At 67.6% G+C, this 15,351-nt stretch carries 15 protein-coding genes and 1 pseudogene; 12 read left to right on the top strand and 4 right to left on the bottom strand.

Going from position 1 to position 15,351, the window contains the following annotated elements; all coding sequences use genetic code 11:
• Nucleotides 1–6 precede the first annotated feature (6 nt).
• Together EAO72_RS23070 and EAO72_RS23065 are read right to left on the bottom strand one after the other, a co-directional pair.
• Nucleotides 7–840: pseudogene (locus EAO72_RS23070) on the bottom strand (DUF3631 domain-containing protein); the annotation flags it as partial.
• A 215-nt stretch (nt 841–1,055) separates the two neighbouring features.
• Nucleotides 1,056–1,286, bottom strand: coding sequence for a hypothetical protein (locus tag EAO72_RS23065; RefSeq protein ID WP_073736483.1), 231 nt, complete (start codon nt 1,284–1,286; stop codon nt 1,056–1,058).
• Between the two features lie 94 nt (nt 1,287–1,380).
• Between EAO72_RS23065 and EAO72_RS23060 the strand changes: the two genes are divergently transcribed.
• The 3 genes from EAO72_RS23060 (at nt 1,381) to EAO72_RS23050 (ending at nt 6,020) form a co-directional block, all read left to right on the top strand.
• Complete coding sequence (locus tag EAO72_RS23060) at nt 1,381–2,061, top strand: helix-turn-helix domain-containing protein (RefSeq protein WP_242436731.1); 681 nt, start codon at nt 1,381–1,383, stop codon at nt 2,059–2,061.
• Entirely contained in the window at nt 2,058–3,731 is a 1,674-nt protein-coding gene (locus EAO72_RS23055) for a site-specific integrase (protein ID WP_148019182.1), read from the top strand. Before EAO72_RS23060 ends, EAO72_RS23055 begins: the two co-directional genes overlap by 4 nt.
• Before the next feature lie 1,488 nt (nt 3,732–5,219).
• Nucleotides 5,220–6,020 carry a hypothetical protein gene (locus EAO72_RS23050; RefSeq protein WP_148019181.1) on the top strand — a complete coding sequence of 267 codons (801 nt, stop codon included), beginning with the start codon at nt 5,220–5,222 and terminating at the stop codon, nt 6,018–6,020.
• Nucleotides 6,021–6,132: 112 nt separating this feature from the next.
• Here EAO72_RS23050 and EAO72_RS23045 read toward each other — a convergent pair whose 3' ends face one another.
• Together EAO72_RS23045 and EAO72_RS23040 are read right to left on the bottom strand one after the other, a co-directional pair.
• Nucleotides 6,133–6,693 carry a GNAT family N-acetyltransferase gene (locus EAO72_RS23045; protein WP_148019180.1) on the bottom strand — a complete coding sequence of 187 codons (561 nt, stop codon included), beginning with the start codon at nt 6,691–6,693 and terminating at the stop codon, nt 6,133–6,135.
• A complete protein-coding gene (locus EAO72_RS23040) occupies nt 6,690–7,463 on the bottom strand; it encodes a GntR family transcriptional regulator (protein WP_148019179.1) in 774 nt (257 codons plus the stop codon). The genes EAO72_RS23045 and EAO72_RS23040 overlap by 4 nt, the downstream gene beginning before the upstream one ends.
• 630 nt (nt 7,464–8,093) lie before the next feature.
• On the opposite strand from EAO72_RS23040, the gene EAO72_RS23035 reads away from it, so the two are divergent.
• The 9 genes from EAO72_RS23035 (at nt 8,094) to EAO72_RS22995 (ending at nt 15,351) form a co-directional block, all read left to right on the top strand.
• Nucleotides 8,094–8,360, top strand: coding sequence for a DUF6284 family protein (locus EAO72_RS23035; RefSeq protein WP_148019178.1), 267 nt, complete (start codon nt 8,094–8,096; stop codon nt 8,358–8,360).
• Nucleotides 8,357–8,551: a hypothetical protein gene (locus EAO72_RS23030; protein WP_148019177.1), complete on the top strand. Its 195-nt coding sequence runs from the start codon at nt 8,357–8,359 to the stop codon at nt 8,549–8,551. Before EAO72_RS23035 ends, EAO72_RS23030 begins: the two co-directional genes overlap by 4 nt.
• The gene (locus EAO72_RS23025) at nt 8,548–9,411 is read left to right on the top strand and encodes a protein spdB (RefSeq protein WP_148019176.1); all 864 of its coding nucleotides are present in this window, start codon (nt 8,548–8,550) and stop codon (nt 9,409–9,411) included. Before EAO72_RS23030 ends, EAO72_RS23025 begins: the two co-directional genes overlap by 4 nt.
• Nucleotides 9,411–9,749: an RRQRL motif-containing zinc-binding protein gene (locus EAO72_RS23020; RefSeq protein WP_148019175.1), complete on the top strand. Its 339-nt coding sequence runs from the start codon at nt 9,411–9,413 to the stop codon at nt 9,747–9,749. Before EAO72_RS23025 ends, EAO72_RS23020 begins: the two co-directional genes overlap by 1 nt.
• A 29-nt stretch (nt 9,750–9,778) precedes the next feature.
• Nucleotides 9,779–10,384: a hypothetical protein gene (locus tag EAO72_RS23015; RefSeq protein WP_148019174.1), complete on the top strand. Its 606-nt coding sequence runs from the start codon at nt 9,779–9,781 to the stop codon at nt 10,382–10,384.
• 14 nt (nt 10,385–10,398) lie between these two features.
• Nucleotides 10,399–12,516, top strand: a complete 2,118-nt coding sequence (locus EAO72_RS23010; protein WP_148019173.1) for an ATP-binding protein — start codon at nt 10,399–10,401, stop codon at nt 12,514–12,516.
• A 206-nt stretch (nt 12,517–12,722) separates the two neighbouring features.
• Nucleotides 12,723–13,331 (top strand): DUF6197 family protein, encoded by a 609-nt coding sequence (locus EAO72_RS23005; RefSeq protein WP_261991607.1) that lies wholly within the window; start codon nt 12,723–12,725, stop codon nt 13,329–13,331.
• 74 nt (nt 13,332–13,405) lie between these two features.
• The gene (locus EAO72_RS23000; RefSeq protein ID WP_148019172.1) at nt 13,406–14,515 is read left to right on the top strand and encodes a DNA cytosine methyltransferase; all 1,110 of its coding nucleotides are present in this window, start codon (nt 13,406–13,408) and stop codon (nt 14,513–14,515) included.
• On the top strand, nt 14,512–15,351 hold the full coding sequence (locus tag EAO72_RS22995; protein WP_148019171.1) for a bifunctional DNA primase/polymerase: 840 nt from the start codon (nt 14,512–14,514) through the stop codon (nt 15,349–15,351). Before EAO72_RS23000 ends, EAO72_RS22995 begins: the two co-directional genes overlap by 4 nt.

The following is a 15,351-nucleotide window of genomic DNA, read 5'->3' as shown; positions in this document are numbered from 1 at the left end:
GGTGACCGCCTCCTCCAGAAGCGGACCGGCCCACGCGTTGACCCGGTCACGCAGTTCGTGCAGGGCAGGAATGTCACGGCGGGAGCGGAAGGGCTTCACCTTCTCCCCTTCGGCCCGTCGACGCATCCGGATCACGACCGACCGGTCCATGATCGTGTCGGGCAGGTTGCCGATCCCCGCGATGGCCGCCATGGCGAAGGTGGCGAACTTGTGCGGGGTGTGGTCGTTACCGACGACCCGAGTCACGTAACGCCCTCGCTGATGACCGGCGTTGAGCAGGCCACGCGTCTCCTCGTTCCGCTCCGCCTGCTTCGGCGTACCGAAAATGGTGTCTGCCTCGTCCACCAAAAGCGTCGGCGGCTCCTCCTCGGTGATCGAACGGAAGATCGCCGCCGGCGTGGTGTTGATCGTCAGCATCGGCTCATGGACCGTCTCGGTCAACACGTCCAGGAGCCGCGACTTGCCGCACCGCTTCTCCGGCCCCACCACCGCCAGACGCGGCGCGTGCTGCCACGCGGTCTGCAGGTGCGTGGCCACCACCCACAAGGCGATCGCATCGAGCGCCTCCGCTGACGGCGGGATCACGAACTGGGCTATCTGCGAGTGCAGTTCATCCAGCAGCACGGAGCCCTGCGTCGGCTCCGCATCGGGGACGTCCTCCAGCCCGCTCGGCGCCTGCGCCTCAGCGGCGCTATCGGCGGCCGAACCGCCGGTCAGGCCCGGATCGGTGTCCACGGGCTGGGCGGCGCCCAGGTGGGCACCTGGCCGACCAGGGATGGCGGTCGTGGGCCAGCTCGCCTTGGCGGGCTCGGAATAGTCCTTGGGGTTCTCTGGTTCCACTGGGCAGCTCCTCGTCTGGCGGTGGTGGGCTTGCGCGCCCTTGCCGCCGGGTTGGTTCTTGCAGGGCCGATCGGGGTTGCTCGGGCCTCCGGCGTTGCATCGCCGGAGGCCCACTTTGTTCCCTGAGGGAACACGGACCGTACGGCCACACCCGGCAACAGTCCAGCGATTCTGTGTCAGCTCAACGCAGAATGGTTTGCTAGCCTGCTGCCTTTTCATGCGGCCAGCCCAAGCAGATCCAGCAGATCCGCGGTCACGACCCGGTAGGCGTTGCCCAGTCGCAAGACCTTGCACGGGTACGCCCCGCGCTTCGCCAGCTCATAGCCCTTGCTCCGCCCGAGCCCAAGGGCGCGGTTGCTGGTTTCGAGGTCAATGGCTACTGGAAGGGCTAGCAGGTCCTCCCGGCTCATCCCCTTCGGCGACCCCTCCGTGCTGTTTTCGCGCATGCGCCATGCCTTTCGGTACAGCCGTCGGCGAACGCGGGCATCACGTCCGGCTCCAGGCAGCTACCAATCAGGATCCACAAGCTAATGTGTCTAAATGACACAACGCCGTGTGGATGATGAAGCGGACAACTTCCCGGAGTGGGTGGACCGGGTTCAGGCAAACGTGGCCGGCGAAGTCCGCCGCAGGCGAAAGGAGATGGGGTGGAGCGCGCAGGAGCTGGCCGACCGGTGCGAGCAGCTCGGGCACCCGATCCCGCGCAATGTGATCGCCAACATGGAGTCCGGCCGCAGGGCCGGACTGCCGCTGGTGGACGTCTTGGTCCTAGCCGCCGCCCTGGAGACGTACCCCGCCTGCCTGATCTTCCCGGTCGGCTACGTCGAGGAGACCCAGGAGCTCCCCTTCCAGAGCCTCGTCCCCACTTGGGACGCCCTGCGTCGCTTCTCCGGCGAACAGGAAGTCTTCGGGCGCGACCTGGGTCTCGTGCCCGACTTCGAAGCCCACACGAGCCTCGTACGCACCGCCCTAGCAGCGCTTGACGAAGAGGAGCAGGCACGGTTCGCGGCCAAGACGGCAACCAGCCGCGCCCAACAGGAAGAAGCCGAACGAAAACGGACCGAGTACGCCGACCAGGCCATCTCGGCCAAGTACAAGCTCCGCCACCTCCGTCGAGACCTCCTCGACGACGGAGCGACCCCACCCGACCTCCCACCCGCACTCCACGACGTCGACCCGCCCGAATCGGCCCCCGATACCACCACGGAGGAACGCCCTTGAAGGGATCCACCCACCGCCGCTGCTACTGCCGCGACGCCGAGACCGGCAAGCCGCTCGGCAAGAAGTGCCCCAAGCTCACCAGCCGCAAGCACGGCTCCTACTCCGTACGCCAGGAGCTCCCACCCCGAGCCGACGGAACCCGCCGATCCTTCAGCCGTGCCGGCTACGAGAGCCTCAAGGCCGCCCAAGCCGACCTCGACCACATACGCGCCCTTCTCGGCCTTGCCGACACCGACGACTCCGAAGGTCTCGATCAGATCGCCGAGTTGCTGGAGAAAGTGGCAGACGAGAAGGCTCCGCTGCCGGACATCGAGGCGACCCGTCGGCGCCTGAGCCACGGCCTGGACCTCACCAGCCGCCTCACGGTCGGCGAGTGGCTGGACATCTGGCTGGCGGGCAAGAAGGGGCGGCAGAGTGCAATCAGCCGCGACGAGAGCAATATCCGCGTCCACCTTCAGCCGCGCATCGGGCACGTACGGCTCGACCGCCTTCGGGTCACTCACCTCTCGGAGATGTTCGAGGCCATAGCCGAGGCCAACGTCGAGATCGCCGAGGGGAACGCCGCACGACGCAAGGCGTTCGAGGATCTCGCACAGATTGCCTGGAAGGGGCGCGAGCCCCGCGCCCGCCGTAAGGCGATGAAAGCGGCCATCGCCGAGATGGATCCCTACCGCCGCATTGTCGGTCCGGCGACGCGGCAACGTGTTCGCTCCACACTGCGGGCAGCGCTGAACGCGGCGATCGCCCAGCAGCTGATCACCTTCAACCCGGCCGCCCACGTCGAGCTGGAGGCCGGCAGGCGCCCCAAGGCGCTTGTGTGGACTGAGGAGCGCATCCTCCATTGGAAGCGCACCGGAGAGAAGCCCTCGCCGGTGATGGTCTGGACGCCGGAACACACCGGGCTCTTCCTCGACCATGTAGCCGAGGACCGGCTGTACGCGCTGTTTCACCTGGTCGCCTTCCGCGGACTTCGGCGAGGCGAGGCGTGCGGTCAGAGGTGGACCGACACGAACCTGGACGCCGGGCTCCTCACGGTCGCCAAGCAACTCGTGGTGAACGGCTGGGAGGTGTACGAGGACGATCCGAAGACGGACGCCGGAGCGCGCACCATCGCCCTCGACTCCGACACGGTCCAGGCCCTGACACGGCACCGTGCCCAGCAGGACAAGGACCGCAAGGAGTGGGAGAGCGCCTGGGTGGAGACCGGAAGGGTCTTCACCCGTGAGAACGGAGAACTGCTCCACCCTGCCAACGTCACGCGGCGGTTCATCGAACTGCACGAGGAACTCGGTCTACCGCCGATCCGGCTCCACGACCTCCGTCACGGTGCCGCCACCCTGGCTCACGCGGCCGGTGCCGGCCTGAAGGACATCCAGGAGATGCTCGGTCACTCCTCGATCACCATCACGTCGGACACGTACACGAGCCTGCTCCCCGAAGCGGATCTGGCAATCGCAGAGGCTGCGGCCCGGCTCGTGCCGCGAGCGCGCGCAACCCCCGAGAACACCGTTCCCGAAGCGGAGGCTGAGCCCGACGACGCGGAGTCTGCCGACGCGGAAGCCGTGCCGGATGGTGCTGATCCGTTGGGGAAAATCCGGGAGATCAACTCCCCGTCCGCTCACGCACCGCTCACGCAAACGGCCCCGGACGAGAAGTCCGAGGCCGAGTAAGACCCCTCCCTGGGGGAGAAACCCCAGGTCAGAGCGGTAACGCTTTGTGCCCCCGGCAGGATTCGAACCTGCGACACCCGCTTTAGGAGTTCGATCGTCCAGCCGTAAGACCGCGGCCTTACGACTTCTGTGCTGCCTCGGGTCGACGGCACAGTCATTCCTAGTCCGTTGCAGTCTGGGGGTGTTGCCGTCAACTGTTGCCGTCAGCGATGAGCCTATTGGCCTAGCTCACCCTGCTGAGAAGAGACGGACGCCAGAGGAACGCGGATGGATCCGATCTACGCCCAGGGAGTTGTTGGGTCCCTCTGCAGGGTGCCCTTGAACGCAGATTTCGACAGTCCAGTTGAGGGGGCTAGGGGCGAGCTCGGACTGCACAGCAACTGAGGGGCACCGTGATCGAGGGTTGTCCGACGGCAGGAGAGGCGCCCAGGCGTACGCGTGAGGGTGATTGTCAGACCCACCTGACAGGGTCTGGGCGGAGTGATTCGTTGGTGCGAGCGAGGGAGCTTCCATGGATGTTACGCAGCCGTGCAACGACTGGCCTGCCCTCGGTCAACTCTCAGTCGCCACAAAGAGTTGCTGTTCCAGGCCGGGCACCCGCAGCAGGCTTGCCAGCACCCACCGTTACACCGATAATCAGCAACTCTGTCCACTTTGGGCAGTCGTGCCTCGCCTGGGGCGAGATGGCACCAGCCCAACGCCGGAGGGGTATGTGAACAAAAGAGCCCGGCCTCCCACGACAGGCTTGGGGTATCAAGCGCTCCAAGTCGATCACTTGGGAGCTCTCGTCGAAGGTTCGTCCGGTGGCGTGCTACTGGCTCGGCTCGCCGCCTATGCTCGCCCCGCCTCGCCAGAGGCGCCGTACTGCGTCGTCAACGACTACGTGGCGACGGCAGTGGGTATGGCTATGGGTGTGCCGGTCCCACCTGGCAGTTTGATCAAGCTTGGATCGGAATGGGGTTTTATCTCCATTGGCTTCGGGGAGCACGGCACGCGCCCCCCGCCGGCCGAGCTTGACCTGCTGGGAGCTGAGCGCCCGTGGGAGGCGACCGGAGTCATAGTCCTTGACCAGTGGATTTCCAACAGTGACAGGCACGACGGGAACGTGGCATACCTCTCGACGCTGGGGGTCGCGGCCTTTGATCACGATCAAGCCCTATTCGGGGCGTGCCCCCCTGGCGAGGGCGCAGGTTCCCTGAGTCAGTCGCGAGAGACGCGCGTCAAGAATCACCCATTCGGTCCATATCTCAAGACTGATGAACACTTTGAGTCATGGATTGCTCGCGCTAAGTCGATTGCGCGTGAGGAGCTAGATCGGGCAGTGTGGACTTGTGTAGATACAGGTCTGCTGGCTCGCCCTGACGCGACTGCACTCGTAGACTTCCTGCAGTACCGACAGCGGAATCTCGGAAAATTCATCAGTGAATCAAATTCTGAATTCTCCGGAGTCTCCGCCTGGACTCTAGGCGATGTTGGAGGTGAGTAAACATGAATGGAAGTTGGTTCCTCGTTAAATACGTTGACGATATCTTCCGCAATGAGCCTATTAATATTGGTGTTGTCGTGACAGCAGAGGATGGCGTCGGTTCTCACTTCCTTGGTCAGCGCCCGGACGGATCCATCAATGGGCAACGGATCAGCAAGCGGATCCAGGGCGTAGAGACGTACAAGGCCTGGGTTAAGTTCATCCACAAGGAAGCTTCCCGGGGTGCACTTGAAGAGCGAATTGAGAAGCTCGCAAAGCGAACCGGGGATAGATATTTGATCGAGCGCCGTGGTCCGGTTCTGGATGGCCAGGGTGAGGATAGGAAATCTCCAGGGCAATTGGCTAATGAGCTATTCGCCGTTTTGGTGTCGGCTGAGCTTGAGGCAGCGCCATCTCTGGAGAGTCTGGCGGATCGGGCCTTTAAGCGGCTAGCTCTTCCCCCTGGAGTCAGGATTGATCGCGGAGTGGACTACAAAGTCAAGGTCAGAGACGTTCCACAGTTGGTGAGTTTCGACTACCGCTGCAGGGGTGACAGGGTCACGCTTATGGATCGCGTGAGCTTTGTGCGCCACGGAAAGCCTTTGATGCAGTCGGTCAATGACCTCCTGTACAGGATCGAGGCAGTGGAGAAGCAACAGTCGATCCATGATTTCGTTGCACTTTACTCGGGGGCGGATCGCTCGGATGAAGTCGAGCGGCAACTGAAAGTGCTAAACAAGTTTGCGCACACCGTGGACCTGAGTAGCGATAGCGCATCGGATGATCTTGGTGATATCCTCGGAGTTCCGGCTCTCGCTGGGTAACTGCGTTCTACGGGAGATGTTATAGCCGGAACTCCGTTTAGGTGCTCAGCGGGCGCGGCGTCCGCAGGTTGAAGCCATGCCTATTTTGGCTTGCCGCCTCCCGCGCTGTTAGCTAGACCCCGCGCTCTCCGTCGCTCGTCTCGTCGACAAAGCCGTGTTTCGCCGACTTCGCCAATCTCTGCGCGAGCCACCCCGAGACGCGCGGTCCACCGTTGACGGCATCGCCCTCTGTAACGGTCCTCACGTGTTGGAACCCATGGCACAGGTAGTACTGCTGGAGTGCGCGATTCGTCGTCCAGGCATCCAATCGGAGCCAAGTCACCCCTGCCCGGTGGGCCCGGTCTCCCGCCCAGTCGAGCAGCCGACCGCCGATGTTCTTGCCGGCGTGGGTACGAGCCACTGTGAGCTTGTTTATGAAAATCGACGACTCGGCCAGCTCCTGATGCTCCCAAAGCCCGTCTTCTGGCTCGGTCGATAGCGTGATGGTCCCGGCCGCTACCGCTTGGTCCCAGAGCATGAAGACGGTTCCGGCCTCGATGGTGGCGAGCAGTCGGTCCGCGGGGTAGGGGCGGCTCCACTGGTCAGACCCGACGTCCTTGAGCCATGCTGCGGCCTCCTCTCGAAAGGCGAGCAGCTTAGGGAGGTCGCTCGGCTGGGCAAGGGTGATTTTCACTGGGGCTCGTTCTCGCTTCGGGCGGACAGGTCGCCGATCTCGTAGTTCATTCGGTTCAAGTCGCCCCGGAAGGTCGTTACCGTGCACCGAATCGGGCGTTCGTCGGAATAGCCCGTGCGGGTCCACAGCAGGACGGGAACTCCCGCACCGATCTCCAGCAGTCGTGCTTCGTCCGGCGTGGGCATCCTGGTCGCGATTTCGTCGAAGTATCCGATCTGCGTAATGCCGATGCCAGCGAGGTAGCGGGTCGTACCTTCCGCGATATCTCCGGGCTCGGTCAGGCGCGGGCCCCGCTTCATAAGCCACTCGGGGTAGTGCGTGGCCTGTGTCGACCATGGCACGTCATCTACGAACCGATGGCAGTGCCGCAGTACGGTCGTCGCCCCTGCGTCAACCAGCAGCCGATCGGCGACGTACGCGGGGGCTGGCTGGAGCTCCACCCTGAACGTCTGGCTCGGTCGCCGGCCCGCGTTTGTGACGTCTGTGTTGTAGGCATCACCGTTCTGCGGAAAGGTCAGGTTCTCGAACCGGGAGGCGTTCAGCTTGAACACCTCGTGCTTCGTCACTTCGTAGCCCAGTCCCTGGCTGGATGAGATCAGCCCTTGAGTGACCAGCAGGCTCAGGCCCGACCGCACCGTGTTCCGAGATGCGTCGAAACGGGCAGTTAGGTCGCTCTCGGAAGGCAGCCGCGACCCTGGCGGGTACTTCCCGTTGTCGATTTCCCGTCGCAGGGCATCGGCGACCTGGCGGTACTTCGGCTGCTTGTTCATGCCCCCATCATGACGCACTCGCTCAACTTGTTGGTACATGTGGGCCCCGATCGCTTGACGACTCACGGTCTGTGGGTGCAGCATCACTGCATCAGCTTGTACCAACAAGTTGAGCAAGCGGTGCAGCTCCTTCAAGTATGCCTGCTTGTGCGTTATTCCCCTGCCTTCGCGTGGGGCGCATGACAGGAGAGGCCAACGGCCGATCTTGCGCAGAGGGCGGGGACGCTGCAATCCCGCTAAAGGCCAGGTAGGACGCAATGGGCTTCGGCCCGACTGGCGAGGTGGCCCGGCGACCGCGAGCAACGGCCGGCGAGTGGGGACGTGGTCCCCCTTGCAGTGCTTGATCCTGACCGACCGCGACAAAAGAGGAGTCCTGATGAGTCGCCGAAGTATGTGGGCGGCGTCCGTGCTGGACCTGCATGGGCGGCCTGCCCCTGGCGTCATCGCCTGACCTGGCCTTGAGTGGCCGGTTGCCTCCCCCGCCCGTCCGACCTCACGGGGCCGTACGGGCAGGGCAGAGGGGAGCCGGAACACCCTTTCCCGCTTCACCCGCAGACGGCGCGCGGCCCCGGTGGTTGGACACCGGGGCCGCTGTTGTTGGGCCGTCCCAACGCTAGGAGACAACGACCCATGCAGATCATCGCTGCACTTCAGGCACTTGTTACGGCCGCCTCGCTCGACTTCGAGCCGTCAGCCGCCGAGCTGGACGCGATCGAGCTGGAGATGCCGCTCATCCGGGCGGAAGTCGAGTTGCTGGACGCGGAGATCATGACGATCGACCGCCCGGCGAACGAGCTGGACGTACGGCGCGTTCGCCGGGCCCACAACCGGGTCATGGCGGCGCGGCGGGACCTCACCAACCGCGCCACCTCGCCCCTGACGGGCGGTGCGGCATGAGCGCCAGCATCACCTCAGAGCGGGGCGCACTGATCGTCGTGTTCGTCGGCATCGCGCTGACCCTGGCCGCGGCGGGCCTGGCATCCCTGCTGGATGAGCCGTTGTGGCGCTGGCTGGCAACGGGCGGTGTCCTCGTGCAGGTCATCGGCTGGGTGCGCTACAGCTCTGCACGGCGGGGCGGTGCGGTATGAAGGCCAAGACCGTTCTGCCGGCCGTCGCGATGACGGCGGTGTCCATGGTTCTCACTCTGGCCGTGGTGATGATGTGGCTCGGTATGGCGATGCCGTGGCCCGTCGCTCTGGTCGTCGGTCTCGGGATCGACGGCGGGTGGCTGGCCACCCTCGCCTACGAACGTCGCCTGGCCGCGCAGGGTGACCACAGCCGCGTGGTCACCGGGGTCGGCTGGGCGTTCGGCCTGATCGCGACCGGCGTCCTGGTCGCCCACGCGCTGATGGCCGAGGAGTCCGCCGGCGCGTGGCTGGCCGTGGCCTGGCTGCCGGTAGCGGCCAAGGCCTTGTGGCTGGTGCACGGGCTGTGGGAGCAGACCGCGCTCACCCCGACCGCGCTTGGTTCGATCCGGGGGATCCAGCAGGAGGCCCGCGACGAAGCGGCCGTGGCACGTGCCCGGCTGCGGGCCGAGGCCGCGACCGAGGAGACCCGGCTGACGGCCGTGACAGAAGCCGGGTCACGCGTCGCACGCGTCCAGGCAAAGACCGCCCAGACCCTCTCGCAGGCGTGGTCGACGCTGGAGACAGCACGCAACGGGGAGGACACCAGCAGGGCTCTGACCAGTGTGACGACCCCCGTCACGCCCGGCGTCACACCCCGATGGGAACTCCCCGTCTGGGGCCCCACGGAGCCTGTCCCGGCGCTCGCTCTGGAAGCGGCGCCCGCCCTCACCGATGACGCGCTGGACGCGCTCGTCGACGAGATCCGGCACAGCGAAACACCGGCCCTGTCCTACCGCGAGATGGCCACCCGCTTCCGGGCGGCCGGCCACTCCGCATCCGAAGTCCGGCTGCGGGGCGCGTGGAAACGCATGGTCGCGTAATGGCGACGCTCCCTGAGTACCGGTGGCGGCTGGCCCCGGACGGATACGCCACCCGCAGGCAGTTGCGGGCGCTGGGGTTGCGGCCCGGCGGACAGGACGTCGCCGCCGTCCTCCACCGCCCGCGCCGCCGTCGGGAACCACTGGTCGCCTACCTCTACCGCATCGACCACGCCAAGCCCGTGCGCCCCATGACACCGGGCCGCGCGGCTGCCCTGGCGAAGGCCATGCGGGCCCGCCGCACCTGCCCGAACTGCCGCCGCGATGCCGGGTACTGCATCCCGCCCTCGCTCGGCATGTGCGTGCCCTGCCACGACCTGCACACCGATTCCGCCGCATGACCTGCGGCGATGAACGGAGACGAGACGTAGTGAAGCTGACCGTCACCACACACAAGCTGCCCGGCTACCGGGCCACCCAGAAGACCGCCCAGCGACTGGCCGAAGAGGCCGTCCGCGTCGTCGACCGGGCCGTGCCCGGCCGCATGCCCGACGTGCAGGTCGTCCTCACCTCGGAACGCCACCTGGCCGACGTGACCACCGCCGCCGAGTTCGCCACCGCCGACTGCACCGATAAGCGGGTCCAGGCCCGCGCGCTGCGGGCCGCGAAGCGGGAGGCCCGCGACACGGCCGGCCGTTCGATCCCGCTCGCCGACGGCGGGGTCCTCATCGCCATCAACGTCGACCAGCACCCGAACGAGGCGACGTTCGCGATCACGCTCGTGCACGAGCTGGTCCACGCCATGCAGACCAGCCGCAAGGACGTCCGCGAACGCCTCATCGCCGGTATCCGCAACAACCTCGGCATCGAGCGCATGTCCCGCCGCCAGTGCCGCGAATACGACCGCTGCCTGGAGCAGGAAGAGCGCGAGGCGTACGGGGCCGAGCACCTGGCCCGCCGCGTCGTGCCCTCCGCCGCCGCAGCCTGWCCCACCCCCACCACTTACCCCTACCGCCCCCGGATCCGGGGGAGTTGACGGGAGACACCGGCATGTCCGAGAACGTCATCAACCTCTTCAAAAACCCCACCAACGCCCCCGAGGCGCCCTCTCCGGTCCCGGCGGCTGCTGTAGCAGCGGCGGGCACTGAAAGGCCGTCTGTGCCGTTGTGGGTGCGCTCCGCGCGGGGTATCCGCACGGTGGCCACCCACGACCACACCAAGACCGCCTGCCGCGCCGCCGCCCGCCACGGCCTCTACGTCGTGGGCGGGACGCGGATCATGGCCCGCCGCACATGGGAGGGCCGCACCGCCTCCCGCTATGAGCGCCTGCTCCGTGCGGCGGAAGCCGCGGGGAACATGGACGCGGCGGCCGAGTGGGAAGAGCGCGGACAGCGCTTCCGCCAGGAACGCCACCGCCGCCGCATGGACCTGCTCACTGCCCCCATGGACGCCGCCCGCGGTATCGCGGCCGGCGCCGCGATCGGCGCGGGTGGCCTGCTGATTCTCGGCATCATGCTGGCCGTCGCGAACAAGGACTTCACCGACATCGCCGCCCCGACCATGGCGTTGGTCGAACTGGTCCGGTGGGTCATCTTCATCATCACCGTGACCTGGGGACCGCTCGTGACCCTGGGACCGTGGGCGGCGCTGTTCGGTCTGTGGGCGGTGGGCAAGAACCAGCAGGCCGCACCCCAGTGGGCCCTGCCCGCCAACGTGCGTTCCAGCGAGGGTGAGCCGGTCACTCCGTCCATCGTCGTGCTGGCCCTGCGGAACCTGGGCATCGCCCCGCTGCGCAACGCCATCAAGGAGATGGGTGACGCCGGCGCCTCCATGCTGGGCCCGATCCGGATCGCCGGATGCGGCGTCGAAGTCGACGTCACCCTGCCCTCTGGGGTGTCGACGAACGAGGTGCAGAACCGGCGGCGCAAGCTCGCCGAGAACCTGTCCCGGCATGAGCACGAGGTGTTCATCACCATCCCGCAGGCGGCCCGCACGGTCCGGCTGTGGGTCGCGGACAGTGGCGCCCTGGATGAGCCGATCGGCCCGTCCCCGCTGACCACGGACGACACCCTGACCGCCGACTACGCCAAGGGCCGCGCCCCGTGGGGCCAGGACCTGCGCGGCGACGCGGCCGCCATCAGCCTCTACCAGCGCCACCTGCTCATCACCGGCCTGTCCAACCAGGGCAAGACCGCAGCACTTCGCGCATTGGCGCTGTGGCTGGCCCTGGACCGCACGGTCGAGTTCCGGATCGCTGACCTGAAGGGCGCCGGGGACTGGGCGATGTTCGATGGCCTGGCCACCGTGCTGATCCAGGGGCCGACCGACGACCACGTCGTCGACACAACCGAGATGCTGGAAGACGGCGTTGCCGAGATGGAACGCCGCCTCCAGGCCCCGCCCGGGACCGTGTTCCCGCCGCTCGTGCTGCTGGTCGACGAGGCGCAGGTGGCGTTCATGTGCCCGGAGGTGGACGAGAAGAAGCGCCCCTACGGCGGGTCCAAGGCCACCTCCCGGTACTTCATGGCCGCGCGAAAGATTCACAACCAGGGCCGGGCGGTCAACGTGACGCTGTGGCAGGGGACGCAGGACCCGACGGACCAGAACCTGCCCAAGCTGGTCCGCGAGGGCGCCCACACCCGCGCCTCCCTCGCCCTGGGCACCGAGTCGCAGGCCCGCATGGCACTCGGGGACAAGGCCGTTGACGGCGGCGCCGCCCCGAACCTGCTCCGTCCCGGCCTGGACAAGGGCACCTTGGTCGTCGCCTCCGATGGCATCGCGATTCCTGCCGGCCAGGCATCCATCACCGTGCGCACCCACTTCATCGACAACGACACGGCCGCGCAGATCACCGCCCGCGCCCGGGCCCTGCGCGACGGCGTCACCACCCTCCACGTCATCGACCGCGACGAGACGCGGGACCCGCTCGCGGACATCGCCACGGTCATCGGCGACACGAACCGGGTCCTGACCCAGGACGTGCTGCAGCGGCTGTCGGTGCTGTCCGCCGACAGCTACGGGAGCTGGACGCACGCCGATCTCAAGCGCGTGTTGGACGGCACGGCGGCCGAGCCCTACAAGTCGGACGGGCGCATGGTCGTCGGCCGCGAGCGCATCGCCCGCGCCCTCACCAACCGCGACAGCGACGGTTCCGCTTCCGCCTCCTGAACACAGGGAGCGCACCCCGGGCGGGTCAGGGAGGCAGGGAGAACTCCCTGACCGCCTCCCTGACCCGCCTCCCTGTACCTGACCTGCACAAATGATGTTCAGGGAGGCAGGGAGTCACCGCAGCTCAGCACCCCTGAACCCCGCTCCGCGCGCCTCCCGAGGGGGGTGCTTCCGCCTCCCTGACCCAGCAGAGGACGGGATTCCGCATGCTCCCCGCAACCACCATCTACCGGCCCGCACAGCAGCCCACAACCGCCCCGCAGCCCGCTCCGGTTTCGGCGCTGCTGGGCGACGTCGATGCCGCCCAACTCGTGCGCGACATCGAGCAGTACCTCGCCGCCCGCGCCCCCGCGACCGCGCACCCGCTGGTCACCAAGACCACCCAGGAACTCATCGCCGAAGCCCTCGGCACCACCGCGCCGGCCACCGCCCCCGCGCTGGAGCTCCCCGGCCGGATGCTCCGGGTCCTGCCGGACTGGGTGCTGCGCTTCCCGGCCGTCCGGCGCCGCCACACCACCGCCCGGACGGTGACCGTCGCCGAACACCTGGAACTCACCGCCCTGGTGATCGAGCGGTACGGGTGGGCCCAGAACAGCCACCGCACCCGCTCCGGGCGCCGCTGCATCCTCGGCGCACAGGCCGTGCTCTTCCGCCTCGGCATCGGCGACGAGACCACCGTCCACCGTGCCGGCCAGCGCATGCAGGCCGTCCTTCGCGCCCGCGGGTGCACCTTGGCCTACCACCGTTGGAACGACATGCCCGACCGCACACAGGGCGAGGTCATCGCCCTCCTGCGCACCGCAGCCCAGAACTGACCGAGGGCGGCCCCCGTCTCGCCAAAGTCCGGGGCCGCCCTCTCCACCAATCCAGAGAACTGGAGACACCCAGCATGACTCAACCCACCGACATTGGGCGAGCGTCCGGTGCGCAGCCGCGCATGGTGGCGCTGTGTGCCGGCTACGGCGGCCTGGAGGCCGCGTTACGTGCCGGGCTCGGCGGCTTGGTCGCCGCCTATGCCGAGAACGACCCCTACGCCTCCAGGGTGTTCGCCGCTCATCACCCTGGGGTGCCGAACCTCGGGGACATCACCCGCACCGACTGGGAGCAGGTCCGTGACCTGTGCCGGCCGAACGTGGTCAGTGCCGGTTTCCCGTGCCGCAACATCAGCAACGCCGGACGGAAGGATGGGATCAATGGCCAGTGGTCGAGGGTCTGGAAGAACGTCGCTGCGGCTGTGGGCGTCATTCGACCGCGCTACGTCTTCCTGGAGAACGTGGCGGCGCTCCGCTCGCGGGGGCTGGACGTCGTCGCCGCGGACCTGGCCGCGATCGGGTATGGCATCCGGTGGACATGTCTACGAGCTGGTGACCCCGAAACCGGCGCTCCGCACGAACGGGACCGCTGGTTCGCAGTTGCCCATCCCGCTGATGCCGACCCCCACCACCTCGGACGGCACTGGCGGCCCCGGCACCAGCCCGAAACGCAAGGGCGGCCTGAACCTGCGGACCGCAGTGACGCGGCTGCCGGCACCACCGCAACAGTGAGCTTGCTGCCCACCCCTGCCGCGCGGGACTGGAAGTCCGGGGCATCGAACCTGCTCGGCAGGAACGCCCGGCCGCTCAACGAAGTGGCCGTCAACCTCCTCGCCGGCGTGAACCCGCAACCCGTCGGCCCCGTCCGGCTCGATCCCGCGTGGATCGCGTCCGACGGCACCGACTACGGACCCGCGATCCGCCGCTGGGAACACATCACCGGGCGGCCCGCGCCCTGCCCCACCGAGCCCGGCACCCGCGGCAACCGCCGCCTTTCCCCCACCTTCACGGAATGGCTCATGGGCCTGCCCGAAGGCTGGGTCACCGCCATCGACGGCATCCCCCGCAAGGAACAGCTCAGGATCCTCGGAAACGGCGTGGTCCCCCGCCAGGCCCACCACGCCTACGCAGAGCTCCTTGGAGCCGTACCCGCAGTGTGGAACAGCCGGGTGGAGGTGGCGGCATGAGCACCCACCTGCGGACCGCCCTCGGCCTGGCCGCACGCGCCGTGCCGGTACTGCCGTTGCGGGCGGGGAAGGTCCCGTTCGGGAACTGCCGCAGTTGCCAGGGCAACGCGTGCGGCGGCCGGCCGAACATGAAGGTGCCCGGGCCCTGCGACTGCCCGCGTGTCTGCCACGCCTGGGCCGCTGCGACCACCGCCCCCGCCGTTCTCACCGGCCGCCCGTGGGCGCCCGTGTGGGAGCAGACGCAGGCCGTGGCCTACCACCCGGGCGGGGCCGGGCTGACCGTCGTCGACCTCGACAACGACCAGGCCGTGGAATGGGCCCGCCAAACGCTCCCCGCCACGCGGACCGTGCCCACGACCCGGGGCGAGCACTGGATCTACCGAGGCACCATGCGGTCCGTGAACGCGGTCCGGCCCGACGTCGACATCAAGTCGACCATGTCCTACGCCCGGTGGCTCGGCCCCGGCACCGGCACCATGACCGAACTCCCGGACGCCGTACGCGCGCTGGCCGTCAAGGAACCCTCCACGGCCCGGCCGGCGCCGCACGCGATCACCGTGCCCGCACGGTCCGGTGGCGGGGACTGTCCCCACCGCGTGCCTGCCTATCTGGACCGTGGCATCGCCATGGCAGAGCAGCGCATCACCGAGGCCCCGTGCGCGGTCCACGCGACCGTCTACCGCACGTTCCTCGCGGTGCTGTCCGCCCACGGCCGGTGCGGCTGCCTCACCGACACCCACATCATGCGGCTGTTCACCGCCGCCCAGACCAAGGGCGAGACCGCCCGGCACTGCACCGACGCATGGACCAACGCCCTCACCCGGTTGGGACTCTGA

Origin of the sequence: Streptomyces sp. OR43, assembly GCF_008042275.1 — a bacterium.
Classification (GTDB): Bacteria; Actinomycetota; Actinomycetes; order Streptomycetales; family Streptomycetaceae; genus Streptomyces.
The sequence above is the reverse complement of the archived record's forward strand: the minus strand, read 5'-3'. Positions and strand labels throughout refer to the sequence as shown.